We start from the raw sequence: 14,124 nt of genomic DNA on the forward strand, positions 1-14,124 counted from the left end.
TGTGTAACAACTTAGGGGTTACTGTATATAAAAACAGTAGTCTTTGCAAGCGTCTTTTAAACTGAATTTATGGATTTTTGACTAGGCTGCACTTGATTGACTCGGTCCCAATAGAAAAAGAGGGGTATAGCAACGGCCCAGACCACCCCGACCAGGATAAATCCAGCAATTTCACCGCCAGGGACCCAGGATCCAGCCCCCATCCGAATGCCAGCCTCATAGGACATTGGGCCAGCAATACCTCCTAAAACAGCCCCTAAAACAGGTCTGCCGCGCAACCAAGTCAAGGAACCATTAACGGTGGTTGCCACCAAAACCCACAAGACCCACATCCAGAGAGGTGACAAATAGGGTGACGGCCAATCATCCCGAAAATCCAGGTAGCCCAAATGCATGATGAGAGTATCAGCCACCAAACCAAAGACAAAGGCTTTCAATAAAAGACTGATTTCTGTTTTGGGAGAGGGTGAACGCCAGGCGTGGAAAGCAATATAGGCGAGGGTAGCAACTACCGCCCAAAGCACATCTTTATTGGCTGCACCCAGAACACAGGCAAACCAACCAAGCTGGAAAATAACAAAGTTCCAAAATTTAGCCATATACCTAGCAACCTAAGAAAAAGGCCACTGCCGAGGGGCAATGGCCTTTAGATTTGGTGGCGAATCAGGGATTTGAACCCCGGACCTGCGGATTATGATTCCGTCGCTCTAACCAGCTGAGCTAATTCGCCGAACTCGTTATTGTAAATGATCGGAATGCATCTGTCTAAACGAATCAAGCCTTTTGGCCGTCAGGGACGTCTAAATGCCTATTTGATCTGAAAGATGCTGACAGCCTCATCTCGGCCATAAAGGACATTAAATTCGATTTTCTTGGCTAAAAAGAGCTTTTTAAGCACTTCATCCTTGTTCTCAAACACAATCGCGGTTTGTTCAGGGTAATGAGAAAAAGGGTCGCTATTGACATCTACTACCACCCCATCAATCTTGATTTGCTTGATTGAGCGCTTATAGAGCTTATCGGGACGTATAAAAATCAGACGTTTTACATATTTATCCAAGACGAGCTTTTGACCCTGCTCATTAGTCTTGAAGTAGTAGACCAACTCCTCTTTGCCATTGGCAGTCATGTCGCGCTCTTCATCCCACTTAGCGTAGATGCTTGAACTCGCCATGGCACAAAGAAATACCAAGACCAATTGGCTCAATACAAAAACAGATTTCTTTTGAGAGGAATTCATCCTGTGATCATATCAGCCAGATGAACACCGAAAAAGTAGAAGGCGTAATATTCCCAAATGATGAATTCATTTCTCGTACGCCTTCTTAGCTTTTTACTCATGAGTAGTTGCATCCCCATTACTGCTTCTGCAGCCCAAATCTTCATCACCAATTACCCATCAGAAGCTAATGCAAAAGTTTTTGTTACCAAATATCCCTCGGAAGCAAACTGCATTGTGTATGACACCCAATACTCCAGCGATAACGGGCCTGGCGTTTGGTTCTATACGAAATACAAAAGCGATGCCCGTGCCGTGATTTACTACACCCAATATAAGTCTGAAGCTGATCTCATTGTGTATTTCACTAAGTACAAAAGTGATGCTCGCTGCCGTTACTAATAAATATCTCTTTAATCCCTATTCATCTCATGAGACTTCTTTCTATATCCACCGGCAAAGTAGCGCCTTTATTTGGCAATCACCACCCTAATTACAAATCCGTTGCCTCAGCTATTCGCAAGAAGGTGGTCAGTGATTTAGAAAATCCTGCGCTAGTTGAAATTACTCCACTGGGCATTAAAGGCGACGAGCAAGCTGACCTATCGGTACACGGCGGAATTGAAAAAGCCATTTATGTTTATCCAGCAGAGCATTACATTTTCTGGAATGAACTGCTCACTAGGGAAACTAAGCAGCCAGTTGACTTACAACATGGTGGCATCGGAGAAAACTTCACGATCGAAGGCCTACTAGAAACAGAAGTGTTTGTCGGGGATCGACTGCAAATGGGGGCGCTGGAATTCTCCGTCGTCAAACTACGTGAGCCTTGTTTTAAATTCAACGCTGCTATTGGTTATAAGGGTGCAAGCAAAGCCATGCTGCAATCTGGCTTTAGTGGTTGGTATTTGCGGGTACTCAAAACTGGAACTCTCACTGCTGGAACTGAAATGACTTTGATTCCAGGCCCAAGAGAAACCTCTATTGCCCAGCAAAATCAAAAGCTCTTAAACAATCGCAACCAAAAAGATTTGTGGGAATAAAAAAACCCGACCATTTCTGATCGGGTTTCTTATTTGATGCAGACTAAAGAATCTTAGTCACGTGCGTAGATATCTACATCTTTAGTTTCACGTACAAACAGTGTACCGATTACCAATGTCATCGCAGCGATGATGATTGGGTACCAGAGACCGTAGTAAATGTTACCGTTTTGCGCTACCAAGGCGAAGGAGATCGTTGGCAACAAGCCGCCGAACCAACCGTTACCAATGTGGTATGGCAAGGACATAGAGGTGTAACGAATACGGGTTGGGAACATCTCAACCAACATCGCAGCGATTGGGCCATAAACCATGGTTACCAAAAGCACTAAGTACACCAACAAGAGCAACACAGCAACGTAGTTAATCTGCGCTGGATCAGCCTTAACAGGATAGCCTTCCTTGTTCAAAGCCTCACGAATTGCCTTCTTAAACTCAGCATCTTTTGCTTTTGCTTCAGCAGGATCAATACCCTTAGATGTATATCCAGGGATTTCGATATCGCCAATTTTCACAACAGCAGTGGAACCAGCTGGAGCCGCAACAGTTGTATAGCTAGCAGAGTTCGAAGCCATCACTTGTTTTGCAATATCGCAAGAACTAGTGAACTTCGCAGTACCAGTTGGGTTGAACTGGAATGTACATTCAGCTGGGTCAGCAGTAATAGTTGCTGGCGCTGTTGCCATTGCCTTTTCCAACGCTGGGTTAGCAAAGTGTGTCAAAGCATTAAATACTGAAACTGGCGTGTTAGGGATGTAAGTAATTACAGCCAACAACAAACCGCCCATGATGATCACTTTACGGCCGATCTTGTCAGACAAGCTACCGAAGACCACGAAGAATGGCGTGCCGATTACCAATGAAGCGGCAATCAACAAGTTCGCAGTCTTAGCATCTACTTTCAACACTTGGGTGAGGTAGAACAAAGCGTAAAACTGACCTGTGTACCAAACCACCGCTTGACCTGCAACCAGACCAAACAATGCCAAGATCACAATCTTCAAGTTCTTCCACTGACCGAATGACTCTGTCAAAGGCGCTTTAGACAATTTGCCTTCTTCTTTCATCTTCTTGAAAGCTGGGGATTCATTCATGGACAAACGAATCCATACAGAAACTGCCAACAATCCAATAGAAACGATGAAAGGAACGCGCCAGCCCCAAACGTCAAAGTCTGGACCAGTAAATTCACGTGTGAACAAAATCACGAGCAGGGAAAGGAACAGGCCAAGAGTAGCTGTTGTCTGAATCCAAGCTGTGTATGCGCCACGACGACCATGGGGAGCATGTTCTGCAACATAAGTAGCAGCACCACCGTACTCACCGCCCAAAGCCAAACCTTGAAGCATACGCAATGCGATCAAGATGACTGGAGCAGCAACACCGATAGTTGCATAGTTAGGCAGAATACCCACGATGAAAGTTGCGCCGCCCATCAATAAGATGGTTACCAAGAAGGTGTATTTACGACCAATCAAATCGCCTAGACGACCAAACACCAACGCGCCAAATGGACGCACGATGAAACCAGCAGCAAACGCTAACAAAGCGAAAATGAAGGCAGAGCCAGCATCTAGGCCAGAGAAGAATTGCTTAGCAATAATTGCCGCAAGTGAACCGTAAAGATAAAAGTCGTACCACTCAAAAACCGTACCTAAAGATGATGCAAAGATAACTTTGCGTTCTTCAGCGGTCATTGGGGCTGCTTTAGTTGATGTTGACATCAGTAGCTCCTAACTATTTTTATTAAATAAATAACAACGGATCGATTATGCTTTGAAAAAATTCAAAGAAATCCACTAGTTAGGGTAATTCCCCATCAAATAGGATCGGGGTTTTCCCGAGATATTTGGGAATTAGAGGTAGCTACGCAACGCCTATGAGCCCAGCGTTGGTGCAATTAACGCGTTTTAGTAATAAACATTTTCGGTACGCGCAGATCCCAATAAATTGCAGCTGCGCGCAGTCCAAAAATTCCGAGCATGCAAATCACAGAGCCCTCAACCACATACTGAGGTAAAAAATTCAGCACCAGAACATACACACAACAACCCAAAGTCACGGGAATGGCATAAAGCTCATGCGACATGATGAGCGTTTTTCTGCCAGCCAAGACATCGCGCAATAAGCCACCGCCAATTGCAGTAATAACACCCAAGATGACTGGCGCTACAGGCAGACCATAGCCCATGCTCCACGCTTTATCAGCCCCCTGAATAGCAAAAAGAGCTGCACCAAAACCATCGATATACAGCATCCACCGATAAATTTGCGGTTGGGTAAAAAAGGACTCTGCAAAGAAGGTGCTGACACTAGCAGCGAGCGCAAGCCATACATACATTTGATTCTCAGACCAGAAAATGGGTGCTTCCAAAATAATGTCACGAATAGTGCCGCCGCCAATTGCGGTAATTAAACCTAGCACCAAGACCCCAAAGAGGTCTACACCACGATCTGCAATGGCTAAAACGCCTGTTACCGCAAAGGCCATGGTTGCAATAAAGCCAATCCAGAAATTAATGTCTTCCATAGCAATGAGTCTAATGCACTTTGTCCTAGCGCAGACTTGAATGACCTTCCTCAATATACTGTTAGTTATGAGTGCAAATAAGGTGTTGATATGACCCCCAAGCTTTATAGCTTTTGGCGCAGCTCTGCCGCTTTTCGGGTGCGCATTACCCTCAATCTCAAGGGTATGGATTATCAAATCATTCCGGTGCATCTTGGTAGAAATGGTGGGGATCAATTGGGCGAGGAATATCGCAAGAAAAATCCCAATCGCTTAGTACCTATTATGGAGTTTGGTGAAAAAAGCATTCATCAATCCTTAGCCATTATTGAGTACCTCGAAGAGATTCAATCTGAGCCACCACTCCTACCAACAATAGCGATTGATCGTGCATGGGTACGTGCTATTGCAATGGATATTGCGAGCGATATTCACCCAATTAATAATTTGCGGGTATTGCGTTATCTCATCAAAAAACTCGGCATCAGCAGCGAGGCGAAGGATGAATGGTATGGGCACTGGATCAAGCTTGGACTCGAGAGTGTAGAGAAACAATTAAGTCTGGATCCACGGGTTGGGAGATTTGCCTATGGAGATCAACCGGGCTTGATTGATGTCTGTTTAGTGCCTCAGCTATTTAATGCACTGAGCGCAAAAGTAGATGTAAAGCCCTACCCCACTCTCATGCGAATCTTTCATGAATGCATGACATTGCCCGCCTTTATTGATGCCTCTTGGGAAAAACAAATGGATGCCGAAGGGTTAAATCCCGTTGCTCCACCACAGGAATAAAGAGAGCGTCAGCAAAGAACTCACAGTAGTAATTAATACCACTCTAGAAATCACGCTACCGTCTGCTTTGTAATACTGCGCCAACATAAAAGGCCCCGTACCAGTTGGTAGTGCACTGAGTATCACGATAGCGCTCACCCATAATGTAGGTAGACCCAGGATGGGGGCTGCGATGACCCAAGCAATCAAGGGTTGCAGAATCAGCTTTGCCAGACTGATACCCCAAGCCTGAGCAGGAGCAGCAGTACTTTTTTGCATCAAAAATAAACCGATAGAAACGAGCGCGCAAGGTGTCGATGCGGCCGCTAAGAACGCAATCACTTGTGCAATCGGATCATACAAAGTTAAATCGCTCAAGGCCCACAATAGACCCGCAACTGGAGCTACCAATAAGGGATTGGTACAAAGCGATTGAATGACGCTCAACCCAATCTCGTGCGGCTTCTTATGCGACAAGATGCCAATCTCAATCAAGATCGTCGCTAAAGCAAACATGACAAACACAATGAAGGTGGAAATAATCGCAGGTGCTAAACCATCTTGACCAAGGGCAAGTGCGCATAAAGGAATGCCCATATACCCAGTATTTGAATAAGATGCACTGAGGCCATCAAAGCTGGCTGCCGCTAAATCACGATGACGTACCCAACTCACCAAGAGCACCAGGACAAAAACAATTAAACAACTCAGAAAAAATGCAGTGATAAAACCAGGCTGCCAAAGTGTTTGCCAGCCGCTATTGGCGGCAAAGTTAAATAGTTGCGCAGGCAATGCCAACCAAACAACAAAACGATTGAGCTCAACTGAAGCGTTGATTCCCAACTTCCCAGCACGCCCACCAACATACCCAATCAAAATAAGTAGAAATACTGGGAGAACTACATTAAATACGTAGAGCAAAATATTTAACCGGTGATAGTGAAGAGATTAGGAAATCTTCTTCAGTGTCTTGACATAACGCTGCGCATTTTTGACATAGCGACCAGCGATATCATGGATCCCAGCGATCTGCTCTGGGGTCAACTCTTTTACCGCCTTAGCGGGGGTTCCCAAAATCATGGAGCCATCCGGAAATTCTTTTCCTTCGGTAACAAGCGCGCCCGCACCAACGAGACAGTTTTTTCCAATCTTCGCGCCATTCAAAATGACTGCGCCAATGCCAATCAAACTGCCATCTCCGATGTGGCAACCATGCAGCATCACTTGATGGCCAACAGTGACTTGCTTACCAATGATGAGTGGGTAGCCTGGGTCGGTATGCAAAACAGAAGCGTCTTGCACATTGCTGCCTGCACCGATTTGAATGAGATCGTTATCGCCACGGATAACAACTTTGGGCCAGATACTGGCATCTTGATGAAGTTCAACCTTGCCGATCACTTCTGCGCTATCGGCAACCCAAGCACCCTCAGCTAGATGAGGGGCATTTCCGTCTAGTTCAAATATAGCCATGATTCATTATAAGTATGAATCGGGCTATAGATGAACGACTCTGCACTAAAAGAAAATTACCAGTTTGGCTCGCGATCAGGCGTAGAAGAAATGCGGTGCACACTTAAATCCGCACCTTCAAATTCTTCTTCTTGAGACATGCGAATACCCAAGACTGCTTTCAGGGTGCCATAGACAACAAAGCCACCAAGCAATGCAATGCCAACACCCAAGGCGCTACCAATCAGCTGACCAGTAAAAGTCACACCACCAATTCCGCCTAAAGCTTTGGTTCCGAAGATACCGGCAGCTAATCCGCCCCAAAGACCGCATAAGCCATGCAAAGGCCAAACACCGAGAACATCATCAATCTTCCAGCGGTTTTGAACCAAGGTAAACATATATACAAACAATGCACCGGCAACTAAGCCAACAAATAAAGCGCCGAGAGGATGCATTAAGTCTGACCCTGCGCACACTGCAACCAAACCAGCAAGTGGCCCGTTGTAGGTAAAGCCAGGATCGTTACGACCCACCACCCAAGCAGCCAATGTTCCACCAACCATAGCCATCAATGAGTTCATCGCAACCAAACCGCTGATCTTGTCGATCGTTTGTGCACTCATCACATTAAAACCAAACCAACCAACTGCCAAGATCCACGCACCCAAGGCCAAGAAAGGAATGCTTGATGGTGGATGAGCAGAGATTTGACCTTCTTTTGTATAGCGACCACGACGTGCGCCTAACAAAATGACAGCAGGCAGTGCAATCCAGCCACCTACCGCATGAACCACTACCGATCCAGCAAAATCATGAAACTCTTCACCAGTAAACCCTTTGATCCAAGCCTGAATGCCGTAATGTTGATTCCAAGCAATACCTTCAAAGAAAGGGTAGACAAAACCCACCAATATAAAAGTAGCCACTAGTTGTGGATTAAATTTAGCGCGCTCTGCAATGCCACCAGAAATAATTGCGGGGATCGCAGCAGCAAAAGTTAGTAAAAAGAAAAATTTGACCAACTCGTAGCCATTCTTTTCCGCTAGTAACTCCGCCCCAGAGAAAAAGTTCACGCCATAAGCAATGCTGTAGCCAATAAAGAAATAGGCAATCGTTGAGACCGCAAAGTCCACCAAGATTTTGACTAAGGCATTAACTTGGTTTTTCTTCCGAACCGTTCCCAACTCCAAGAACGCAAAGCCAGCATGCATGGCAAGAACCATGATGGCGCCAAGCAAGATAAATAAAGCATCACTTCCAGATTTCAAATTTTCCATGCAATTTCCCCCTCTTATTTTTTGCCTCATTATGGGGAGTGAAAAATCCCAAAAAGGGGCATAGCGCACCTATTTAGTGCATATGTAGAGATTTTTATGGTTTATCATCGTTTTTACATACACCTAAGGGAGAACCCATGAAAAAAATCCTCATCGCATTGGCCGCTTTAGCCGCATTTTCCGGTCTTGCTCAAGCGCAAGAAACCATCAAGGTATTAAGCACTCAAGAACTTGCGAATGTTTGCAAACTTCCTGCAAGCCCAGAATCTCGTAGTTTCTGTATTGGCTTTACTACCTCTGTTTATGAAACCTATTTAGCAACTCGTCACCCACAACGTGCAAAGCCATTTATTTGCGTTAAGCAACCTGCTCCAGCTCGTGATGAAGTCATTGGTGATTTTGTGAAGTTTGCAAACAGCACTCCACAAGTTGCAGACAAACCAGCAGCAGGCGTTTTCTTGGGCTTCTTAGCTTCACGCTTCCCTTGCGCCAGAAAATAATCTAAACAACTTAGACAAACGAATACCCATTTAAAGGATCAGTTGAGATGAAAAAAATTATCGCAATTACCGCAGCAACTTTAGCAATCGCTGGTTGCTCAAACATGAGCAACACAGAGCAACGCACACTTTCAGGCGCAGGCATTGGCGCAGCTGCTGGTGCTGTTGGCACTGCAATCTTCCACGGCAATCCTATCTGGGGTGCAGTTGGTGGTGCAGCAGTTGGCGCAGCATCTGGCTATGTCTATGATGCTTACAAGAAAAATGAAGCTGCTAATTACAACTCTGGTTATAACGCTGGTAAAAATAATCAGCCAGCTCAGGCACCCAATTAATAAGCCTAGCTAAACAGAATACCCAGGCCTATTGAGGCCCGAGTTAGCAATACCAACCCAGCTCGTATTAATTTACCAGCTGGGTTTTTATTTGAATCTGCCCTGCCAATGCTTTATGGATTGGACATTTATGTGCAATCTCAAGTAAGCGCTCTTTTTCATCAGCACTCAAATTGCCTTGCAACTGAATGTCACGGGAGAATGTTTCAACATCATCATGACGCTCAATATCGACAGTCACAATCGCATTGTCTAATTTCATTTCTTTGCGCCCAGCGTACATCTTTAGGGTCATTGAAGTACAGGCAGCCAAAGCTGCGCCAAGATATTCGTGAGGACTTGGGCCAGTACCAGAGCCGCCCTTAGACACTTCAGCATCAGACAAAAAATGTAAATCACCGGCAGTTAATTTCTGTTGAAGGGGGCCTTGGCCAAATTGCGACACTACTTTTCTCATAAGAATCCTTAAAAATTATTAATGCAAAAAAATCATCAAGACCGACTTTAACCGGAATGAGATTTACTTGCTTTTTCTGCAACGGGTAATTGCGCCTTCTTCCAAGCGCTAAAACCACCATCTAAATGGCATACATTGGGGACACCCATTCTCTGGAGAGTTTGCGTAGCTAAGGCCGAACGCCAAGCTGAGGCGCAATACAACACCAACCTCTTGCCTTCCCCAAAGATTGGCTTGTAATAAGGGCTGTCAGGGTCAACCCAAAACTCCAGCATCCCTCTGGGGGCATGAAGCGCATTTGGAATCATCCCCTCTCGCTCTAACTCACGAACATCCCGTATATCTACAAACACCACATTAGCGTCCTCCAATAAATCCGACGCCTTTTCCACGGGGAGAGTCTCTATTCCAGCCATTGCCTCCTGAATGAGCTCTTGATATCCAATCTTTAATTTCACCAAAATCTCCTAAATTAACAATGCCTTAGTTGCACCAAGCACCTGCTACCATTCTGCTATGAACTTTACCCCCACAGAACTTGGTGCGAGCATTATTTTTGCAATTGCTGTTTTGCATACCTTTTGCACAGGCTATTTTGAAACGATTGCTAAAAAATCGCCTCGGCATGCTGGTCTTTGGCATCTACTTGGCGAAGTAGAAATTGTTTTTGGTTTTTGGGCTGCCATATTGGTTATTTTTATTTCCTTATATGACGACTTAGGGACTGCTAAGAACTTTCTGAATAAACGCAATTTCACAGAACCCCTCTTTGTCTTTGCCATCATGATTGTGGCCGGCACAAAACCCATTCTGTATTTTTCCACTCAAATTTTGCATGTGCTGGCCAATGGCCTGCAATACCTATTCCGCATCAGAAGCGCTCCTGCCTTATATTTTTTAACTCTAGGGGCCACACCACTCCTTGGCTCCCTGATTACTGAGCCTGCAGCGATGACTCTGGCTGCTTTCTTATTGCGCGATTTAGTCTATCGTCACCAATGCTCTAAAGCGCTTCTATTTGGCACTCTTGGCGTACTCTTTGTGAACATCTCCATTGGAGGCACACTCACTAACTTTGCTGCTCCGCCCGTCCTGATGGTGGCCTCCACCTGGGGATGGAGTTCAGCATTTATGTTTAGCAACTTTGGTCTAGAGTCTTGTATTGCCATCTTCATCAATGCTCTGGCAGCAACGCTTTTATTTCATCGCCAATTGATTGAACCTAATACTGATAAAGAGGAGGCAAAAATTCCTTTCGCAGTCATTTTGACGCACCTGCTTTTCTTATTTGGTGTAGTTTACTTTGCGCATGATCCGATTATTTTCACGTGGATTCTGCTCTTCTTTATTGGTTACACCACGGCATATCCAAAACATCAAAGTCCTCTCATTCTGAAAGAAGCGCTTTTAGTGGGCTTCTTCCTGGGTGGTTTAGTAGTATTGGGTTCATTGCAAGGATGGTGGCTGCAACCCATTCTTGAAATGATGAGTCCTACGGCAGTCTTTTATGGCAGTCTTGTTTTGACTGCTTTCACCGACAATGCGGCACTCACCTATTTAGGATCATTGGTAACTGGAACCTCACCGGAGTTCAAACTGGCATTAGTGGGTGGAGCGGTTGCTGGTGGAGGCCTCACCGTTATTGCCAATGCTCCCAATCCAGCCGGTATTGCGATCTTGCGTGGCTACTTTCCTGGACATACGGTTTCAGCACTGTATTTATTGATTGCAGCCATTCCACCCACCATCGTGGCAATTCTGGCTTACAGGCTCATATAAGAACAACTTGGGTCTTAGGCGGTAAAATCTGAGCTTCGCCCCCAGCTATAAACCTGAGAACGGCATATGAAAAAGCTCTATATCAAAACCTTTGGCTGTCAAATGAACGAGTACGACTCGGGAAAAATGGCAGACCTCCTGCATGCCGACGAAGGCATGGTCATGACGGATCGCCCCGAAGATGCCGACGTGGTTCTTCTCAACACCTGCTCCATTCGCGAAAAAGCGGAAGACAAAGTCTTCTCAGATTTAGGACGGCTGCGTGAACTCAAAAAAACGAAGCCCGACTTACTGATTGGTGTTGGTGGCTGCGTAGCAAGTCAAGAAGGCCAACAAATTGTTAGCCGCGCTCCTTACGTTGATGTGGTGTTTGGACCTCAAACACTCCATCGCTTATCCGACCTCATTGCACAACGTCGCAAAACTGGCCTCTCACAAGTGGACATTTCTTTTCCTGAAATCGAAAAGTTTGATCATCTTCCCGCATCTCGCCAAACTCGTGGCTCTGCATACGTCTCCATCATGGAGGGTTGCTCCAAGTATTGCAGCTACTGTGTTGTGCCCTATACGCGTGGTGAAGAAGTCTCAAGACCATTTGATGATGTCCTCACTGAAGTAGCGGGCCTTGCTAGCAAAGGCGTGAAAGAAATTGTTCTGCTTGGTCAAAACGTAAACGCCTATCTTGGCAAGATGGGTGATACCGAAGAAATCGCTGACTTTGCACTATTGATTGAATACATCGCTGACATTCCTGGGGTTGAACGAATTCGCTTTACCACCAGTCACCCCAAAGAATTTACACAACGCCTCATCGACGTCTACGCTAAAGTGCCTAAGCTTGTCAGTCACCTACATCTACCAGTACAACATGGCTCGGATTCCATGCTCTCAGCGATGAAGCGCGGCTATACGGCACTGGAGTTCAAGAGCATTATTCGCAAGATGCGCGCCGTTCGCCCCAACCTGACACTATCAAGCGATTTCATCGTGGGCTTTCCAGGTGAAACTGAGGCTGACTTTGAGAAGCTACTCAAAATGGTTAAGGATCTGAACTTTGATAACAGCTTTTGTTTCATTTTTAGTCCACGCCCAGGTACTCCTGCGGCGAACCTTCGCGATGACACACCTTACGAAGTGAAACTCAAGCGCCTCCAAACTTTATTGGCATTAGTTGAGGGTCAGGCAAACCAAATTAGCCAAAAAATGTTGGGCAATACTGAAAGAGTATTGATTGAGGGTCTTGCTAAGGATGGCGTCAACTTACAAGGTCGCGCTGAAAATAATCGCGTCATTCATTTCACAGCACCCGATCAAGATATTGAGAGCCTTATTGGTCAATTCGTAGACATTCGTATTACCGAAGTTCTGAACTACACCCTCAGAGGCGAGTTGGTAGAAGCACATGTCAGCCAATAAAAAAAGTATTTCTCCCAAGCTAACGATTGAGTTGCAATACGCTAGCCCGGCGATTGAGTCCGCCGTGAATAAAGTGGCTTCCTCAACCCTAATTAAGAAATGGGTCAAAAGCTCTACGGCACTTGGTGGCTTACTTACCCTACGCTTTGTAAATGCTGCGGAAGGTAAAAAGCTGAACTTCGCTTTTCGTCAAAAAGATTACGCCACCAATGTTTTAACTTTTCCTTACGAGCTTTCAAAAGAAACTGTGGTGGCAGATATTATTTTTTGCCTACCGGTTCTACAAAAAGAGGCGAAGGAGCAAAGTAAATTGTTAAAAGCCCATTTAGCCCATTTAATTGTGCATGGCTGCCTTCATGCTCAAGGCCATGATCACGAGGTAAGCCGGGATGCTAAAAAAATGGAGGCCCTGGAAATCCAGATTCTCCAAAAATTGGGCTTTGCTAACCCCTATTCTTGATTTGCCATATTTCTACGCTATTCTTGCTATATGCCTGACCCCAACAAATCCCTTTTAGATCGCTTGGCTGATTTTTTAACTCCGCAGCCAACGGAACCCAGTGAACGCCGTCAAGAACTGATTGATACCCTTCGAGAAGCTCAAGCTGAGGGATTAATTGATGCAGATGCCCTCTCCATGATTGAGGGCGTGTTTCAGGTGGGGCAGTTATGCGCTCGCGATATCCTTGTGCCCCGGGCCCAAATTGACTGGATCGATATTGGTCAACCTCTCTCTGAAATCATTAAAAGCGTCATTGAAGCAGCTCACTCACGCTTTCCTGTATTCGAAGGTAGTCGAGATAACGTCATTGGTATTTTGTTAGCGAAGGACTTATTACGTCACGCTACAGAAAAAGATTTTCAGGTGCGGGATTGGTTACGCCCTGCAGTATTCATTCCAGAATCAAAACGTCTTAGCGTCTTATTGCGAGACTTCAAAGACAATCGCAATCATTTAGCCATCGTGGTTGACGAATATAGCGGCGTTGCTGGCATCATTACCATTGAAGATGTGCTCGAGCAAATCGTTGGCGACATTGAGGATGAACATGACGTCGATGAAGAAGCCGATAACCTCATCGCCTTAGATAACGGCGACATTCGGGTTAAAGGCATTACCGAGCTTGAGCAATTTAATGAAAGACTTGGCACTCATTTTGATGCGGAAGATATTGAGACTGTGGCGGGCTTAGTGATCCAGCATTTAGGCCGCGTTCCTAAAATGGGTGAGCTCATTGAAATAGGCGGTATTGAATTTGAAGTACAGCGCGCCGACCCAAGACAAATTCACATTCTGCTTGCGCGACAATCCAATAAAAAATCAGACTGAGATTCACATTGTTTGATCGGCACTCCAATCATT

18 protein-coding genes and 1 tRNA gene are annotated in these 14,124 nt (G+C 45.4%); 9 read left to right on the forward strand and 10 right to left on the reverse strand.

From position 1 onward, the window contains the following. Nucleotides 1–56 precede the first annotated feature (56 nt). The 3 genes from FD963_RS09140 to FD963_RS09150 all read right to left on the reverse strand — a co-directional run bounded on the left by FD963_RS09140 (nt 57) and on the right by FD963_RS09150 (nt 1,240). On the reverse strand, nt 57–599 hold the full coding sequence (locus tag FD963_RS09140; protein ID WP_215362119.1) for a DUF2878 domain-containing protein: 543 nt from the start codon (nt 597–599) through the stop codon (nt 57–59). Between the two features lie 54 nt (nt 600–653). Then, nucleotides 654–730, reverse strand: a tRNA-Met gene (locus tag FD963_RS09145). 78 nt (nt 731–808) lie between these two features. Then, nucleotides 809–1,240: a hypothetical protein gene (locus FD963_RS09150; protein ID WP_215362121.1), complete on the reverse strand. Its 432-nt coding sequence runs from the start codon at nt 1,238–1,240 to the stop codon at nt 809–811. 57 nt (nt 1,241–1,297) lie between these two features. On the opposite strand from FD963_RS09150, the gene FD963_RS09155 reads away from it, so the two are divergent. Then, entirely contained in the window at nt 1,298–1,621 is a 324-nt protein-coding gene (locus tag FD963_RS09155; RefSeq protein ID WP_215362123.1) for a DUF6150 family protein, read from the forward strand. A 29-nt stretch (nt 1,622–1,650) separates the two neighbouring features. Continuing rightward, nucleotides 1,651–2,262 (forward strand): MOSC domain-containing protein, encoded by a 612-nt coding sequence (locus FD963_RS09160; protein WP_215362125.1) that lies wholly within the window; start codon nt 1,651–1,653, stop codon nt 2,260–2,262. A 53-nt stretch (nt 2,263–2,315) separates the two neighbouring features. Here FD963_RS09160 and FD963_RS09165 read toward each other — a convergent pair whose 3' ends face one another. Together FD963_RS09165 and FD963_RS09170 are read right to left on the reverse strand one after the other, a co-directional pair. Next, nucleotides 2,316–3,986 (reverse strand): MFS transporter, encoded by a 1,671-nt coding sequence (locus FD963_RS09165; protein WP_215362127.1) that lies wholly within the window; start codon nt 3,984–3,986, stop codon nt 2,316–2,318. 176 nt (nt 3,987–4,162) lie between these two features. Further along, on the reverse strand, nt 4,163–4,792 hold the full coding sequence (locus tag FD963_RS09170; protein WP_215362129.1) for a trimeric intracellular cation channel family protein: 630 nt from the start codon (nt 4,790–4,792) through the stop codon (nt 4,163–4,165). Nucleotides 4,793–4,882: 90 nt separating this feature from the next. Between FD963_RS09170 and maiA the strand changes: the two genes are divergently transcribed. Continuing rightward, entirely contained in the window at nt 4,883–5,563 is a 681-nt protein-coding gene (gene maiA, locus FD963_RS09175) for a maleylacetoacetate isomerase (RefSeq protein ID WP_215362131.1), read from the forward strand. Here the strand turns inward: maiA and FD963_RS09180 are convergent. From FD963_RS09180 to FD963_RS09190, 3 genes are read right to left on the reverse strand one after another with little or no spacing between them, the layout of a single operon-like run. Beyond that, a complete protein-coding gene (locus FD963_RS09180; protein WP_215362133.1) occupies nt 5,534–6,463 on the reverse strand; it encodes an AEC family transporter in 930 nt (309 codons plus the stop codon). The two genes, maiA and FD963_RS09180, sit on opposite strands and share 30 nt — an antisense overlap. Nucleotides 6,464–6,490: 27 nt before the next feature. Next, complete coding sequence (locus FD963_RS09185) at nt 6,491–7,015, reverse strand: gamma carbonic anhydrase family protein (protein WP_215362135.1); 525 nt, start codon at nt 7,013–7,015, stop codon at nt 6,491–6,493. Between the two features lie 56 nt (nt 7,016–7,071). Continuing rightward, nucleotides 7,072–8,274, reverse strand: coding sequence for an ammonium transporter (locus FD963_RS09190; protein WP_215362138.1), 1,203 nt, complete (start codon nt 8,272–8,274; stop codon nt 7,072–7,074). Nucleotides 8,275–8,411: 137 nt separating this feature from the next. Between FD963_RS09190 and FD963_RS09195 the strand changes: the two genes are divergently transcribed. Both FD963_RS09195 and FD963_RS09200 read left to right on the forward strand, forming a co-directional pair. After that, nucleotides 8,412–8,774: a Rap1a/Tai family immunity protein gene (locus FD963_RS09195; protein ID WP_215358624.1), complete on the forward strand. Its 363-nt coding sequence runs from the start codon at nt 8,412–8,414 to the stop codon at nt 8,772–8,774. A 47-nt stretch (nt 8,775–8,821) separates the two neighbouring features. Continuing rightward, a complete protein-coding gene (locus FD963_RS09200; RefSeq protein WP_215358625.1) occupies nt 8,822–9,109 on the forward strand; it encodes a glycine zipper domain-containing protein in 288 nt (95 codons plus the stop codon). Nucleotides 9,110–9,176: 67 nt separating this feature from the next. Here the strand turns inward: FD963_RS09200 and FD963_RS09205 are convergent, their stop codons facing one another. Together FD963_RS09205 and FD963_RS09210 are read right to left on the reverse strand one after the other, a co-directional pair. Next, nucleotides 9,177–9,566, reverse strand: a complete 390-nt coding sequence (locus tag FD963_RS09205; RefSeq protein WP_215362140.1) for an OsmC family protein — start codon at nt 9,564–9,566, stop codon at nt 9,177–9,179. A 47-nt stretch (nt 9,567–9,613) separates the two neighbouring features. Further along, nucleotides 9,614–10,024, reverse strand: coding sequence for a rhodanese-like domain-containing protein (locus FD963_RS09210; protein WP_215362142.1), 411 nt, complete (start codon nt 10,022–10,024; stop codon nt 9,614–9,616). 58 nt (nt 10,025–10,082) lie between these two features. Here FD963_RS09210 and FD963_RS09215 point away from each other — a divergent pair, with 58 nt between their 5' ends. The 4 genes from FD963_RS09215 to FD963_RS09230 all read left to right on the forward strand — a co-directional run bounded on the left by FD963_RS09215 (nt 10,083) and on the right by FD963_RS09230 (nt 14,091). Further along, the gene (locus FD963_RS09215) at nt 10,083–11,345 is read left to right on the forward strand and encodes a putative Na+/H+ antiporter (protein WP_215362144.1); all 1,263 of its coding nucleotides are present in this window, start codon (nt 10,083–10,085) and stop codon (nt 11,343–11,345) included. A 66-nt stretch (nt 11,346–11,411) separates the two neighbouring features. Then, entirely contained in the window at nt 11,412–12,761 is a 1,350-nt protein-coding gene (miaB, locus tag FD963_RS09220; protein ID WP_215362146.1) for a tRNA (N6-isopentenyl adenosine(37)-C2)-methylthiotransferase MiaB, read from the forward strand. Further along, nucleotides 12,748–13,221: an rRNA maturation RNase YbeY gene (gene ybeY, locus FD963_RS09225; protein WP_215362148.1), complete on the forward strand. Its 474-nt coding sequence runs from the start codon at nt 12,748–12,750 to the stop codon at nt 13,219–13,221. The genes miaB and ybeY overlap by 14 nt, the downstream gene beginning before the upstream one ends. 30 nt (nt 13,222–13,251) lie before the next feature. Further along, on the forward strand, nt 13,252–14,091 hold the full coding sequence (locus FD963_RS09230; RefSeq protein ID WP_215362150.1) for an HlyC/CorC family transporter: 840 nt from the start codon (nt 13,252–13,254) through the stop codon (nt 14,089–14,091). Nucleotides 14,092–14,124 lie beyond the last annotated feature (33 nt).

It is taken from the genome of Polynucleobacter sp. JS-JIR-II-50 (genome assembly GCF_018687895.1).
Lineage (GTDB): Bacteria > Pseudomonadota > Gammaproteobacteria > Burkholderiales > Burkholderiaceae > Polynucleobacter.

Bases quoted from the DNA above. Each gene is read 5' to 3' on its own strand.
- FD963_RS09140 (WP_215362119.1), bottom strand. From the start codon at position 599: ATGGCTAAATTTTGGAACTTTGTTATTTTCCAGCTTGGTTGGTTTGCC.
- FD963_RS09150 (WP_215362121.1), bottom strand. From the start codon at position 1,240: ATGAATTCCTCTCAAAAGAAATCTGTTTTTGTATTGAGCCAATTGGTC.
- FD963_RS09155 (WP_215362123.1), top strand. From the start codon at position 1,298: ATGATGAATTCATTTCTCGTACGCCTTCTTAGCTTTTTACTCATGAGT.
- FD963_RS09160 (WP_215362125.1), top strand. From the start codon at position 1,651: ATGAGACTTCTTTCTATATCCACCGGCAAAGTAGCGCCTTTATTTGGC.
- FD963_RS09165 (WP_215362127.1), bottom strand. From the start codon at position 3,986: ATGTCAACATCAACTAAAGCAGCCCCAATGACCGCTGAAGAACGCAAA.
- FD963_RS09170 (WP_215362129.1), bottom strand. From the start codon at position 4,792: ATGGAAGACATTAATTTCTGGATTGGCTTTATTGCAACCATGGCCTTT.
- maiA (WP_215362131.1), top strand. From the start codon at position 4,883: ATGACCCCCAAGCTTTATAGCTTTTGGCGCAGCTCTGCCGCTTTTCGG.
- FD963_RS09185 (WP_215362135.1), bottom strand. From the start codon at position 7,015: ATGGCTATATTTGAACTAGACGGAAATGCCCCTCATCTAGCTGAGGGT.
- FD963_RS09190 (WP_215362138.1), bottom strand. From the start codon at position 8,274: ATGGAAAATTTGAAATCTGGAAGTGATGCTTTATTTATCTTGCTTGGC.
- FD963_RS09195 (WP_215358624.1), top strand. From the start codon at position 8,412: ATGAAAAAAATCCTCATCGCATTGGCCGCTTTAGCCGCATTTTCCGGT.
- FD963_RS09200 (WP_215358625.1), top strand. From the start codon at position 8,822: ATGAAAAAAATTATCGCAATTACCGCAGCAACTTTAGCAATCGCTGGT.
- FD963_RS09205 (WP_215362140.1), bottom strand. From the start codon at position 9,566: ATGAGAAAAGTAGTGTCGCAATTTGGCCAAGGCCCCCTTCAACAGAAA.
- FD963_RS09215 (WP_215362144.1), top strand. From the start codon at position 10,083: ATGAACTTTACCCCCACAGAACTTGGTGCGAGCATTATTTTTGCAATT.
- miaB (WP_215362146.1), top strand. From the start codon at position 11,412: ATGAAAAAGCTCTATATCAAAACCTTTGGCTGTCAAATGAACGAGTAC.
- ybeY (WP_215362148.1), top strand. From the start codon at position 12,748: ATGTCAGCCAATAAAAAAAGTATTTCTCCCAAGCTAACGATTGAGTTG.
- FD963_RS09230 (WP_215362150.1), top strand. From the start codon at position 13,252: ATGCCTGACCCCAACAAATCCCTTTTAGATCGCTTGGCTGATTTTTTA.